3 protein-coding genes are annotated in these 1,289 nt (G+C 35.5%); 1 reads left to right on the top strand and 2 read right to left on the bottom strand.

The features are described from left to right. Nucleotides 1–26: 26 nt before the first annotated feature. Nucleotides 27–395 carry a 1-deoxy-D-xylulose-5-phosphate synthase gene (locus QZ334_RS04550; protein ID WP_024065971.1) on the bottom strand — a complete coding sequence of 123 codons (369 nt, stop codon included), beginning with the start codon at nucleotides 393–395 and terminating at the stop codon, nucleotides 27–29. Further along, nucleotides 370–528, bottom strand: a complete 159-nt coding sequence (locus QZ334_RS04545) for a 1-deoxy-D-xylulose-5-phosphate synthase N-terminal domain-containing protein (RefSeq protein ID WP_024065970.1) — start codon at nucleotides 526–528, stop codon at nucleotides 370–372. The genes QZ334_RS04550 and QZ334_RS04545 overlap by 26 nt, the downstream gene beginning before the upstream one ends. Nucleotides 529–740: 212 nt before the next feature. On the opposite strand from QZ334_RS04545, the gene QZ334_RS04540 reads away from it, so the two are divergent. Beyond that, entirely contained in the window at nucleotides 741–1,238 is a 498-nt protein-coding gene (locus QZ334_RS04540) for a MerR family transcriptional regulator (protein ID WP_024065969.1), read from the top strand. Nucleotides 1,239–1,289 lie beyond the last annotated feature (51 nt).

The raw sequence follows: 1,289 nt of genomic DNA, 5'->3' as shown, positions 1-1,289 counted from the left end.
AATTATTTTTTTAATATTTTATCAAACTAAACGGATAAAATTTGTTTGGCATCAGCCACAATTTGTTCTAAAGAAACGCCATTTTCTTTTAACAGTTCAGTTGCATCATAACGATCGTGGAACTCTTTAGCAATACCTTCACCACTGCGAGTTACTTGAGATTTATGTAAAATACTATAATCTGTCGTATCAACCACACCACTAGATACAAACTCACCTACAGGAACACGAATGGCTACAGGATGATCCTGTTGATGCACGGCATATTTAGTCATAGCCAACAATTCTTCGTTATTTGTAGGTGCTAAATAAACCAAGTTAGGAATGCTTGTAAGCATTGGAATATCAAAGAACCCTAAATGTGTTACATCATTCATACCATGTACAGATGCCATATGATTGATAATGACCGCCGTGTTCAGATACCTTTGTCATGAGGGCTTGACGAGCTTGTGCCGTTAGATCTGTTAATTCAGTAAGGGATAAGCCTTTTAAATCGGCTGGAGATTTTATATCAATTAAATTCATAAGTTTCCTTCCTATTTGTTTTGTGTTACTAACCGTGCTATACTGTATGTCCAGCATGTAACAAGTATAAAACTTAAAGTTAGTTTTAAGTCAAGAAAAAAACGTAAAATTTAAATCTAACCTTTAATCATATACATAGATTATATACTAAATATATTACTCCTGAAACTAAATCCATTTACAAATGTAATATGAACCCAAAAGGAGGTCCTATGACATATACTGTTGGCGAAATCGCAAAAAAACTAAATGTAGCACCTTCTACATTACGTTATTATGATAAAGAAGGCTTATTGCCCTTCGTAGAACGTTCTGTTGGTGGTATCCGTGTATTCCATGACGAGGATATGGATTGGTTAGAATTGATTGAATGCATGAAGCATACAGGTATGCCTATTAAAGAAATAAAACATTTTATCGACTACTGCGTCGAAGGTGATAGTCGCATTAATGAAAGATTATCTATTATTAGAAATCAACGAGATCGCGTATTAGTAGAAATCGAACACCTACAAGCACGCTTGTCCATGCTAGAATTTAAAACATGGTTTTACGAACAAGCTAAGGCTAATGGAACTACTAGCTTTTATGAAAGCTTAACACCTGATGACGTTCCTGTAGAGTATCATAAATACTTTGAACGCAAATGGCGCGCTGATAAAGAAGCCGCCGAAAATGGTGAACCACCTAAAAAATATAGAGCTATATAAATCAGAACCACCCGTAAAACGGGTGGTTTGCTCACGGGCTATAAGCCCGTA

It is taken from the genome of Veillonella sp. (assembly GCF_019414865.1).
Classification (GTDB): Bacteria; Bacillota; Negativicutes; order Veillonellales; family Veillonellaceae; genus Veillonella.
Note: the sequence above shows the minus strand (reverse complement) of the source record. Positions and strands in the feature narration are given on the sequence as shown.

Excerpts from the sequence above, each read along its gene's own strand:
- QZ334_RS04550 (WP_024065971.1), bottom strand. The coding sequence starts at position 395 with ATGGCATCTGTACATGGTATGAATGATGTAACACATTTAGGGTTCTTT.
- QZ334_RS04545 (WP_024065970.1), bottom strand. The coding sequence starts at position 528 with ATGAATTTAATTGATATAAAATCTCCAGCCGATTTAAAAGGCTTATCC.
- QZ334_RS04540 (WP_024065969.1), top strand. The coding sequence starts at position 741 with ATGACATATACTGTTGGCGAAATCGCAAAAAAACTAAATGTAGCACCT.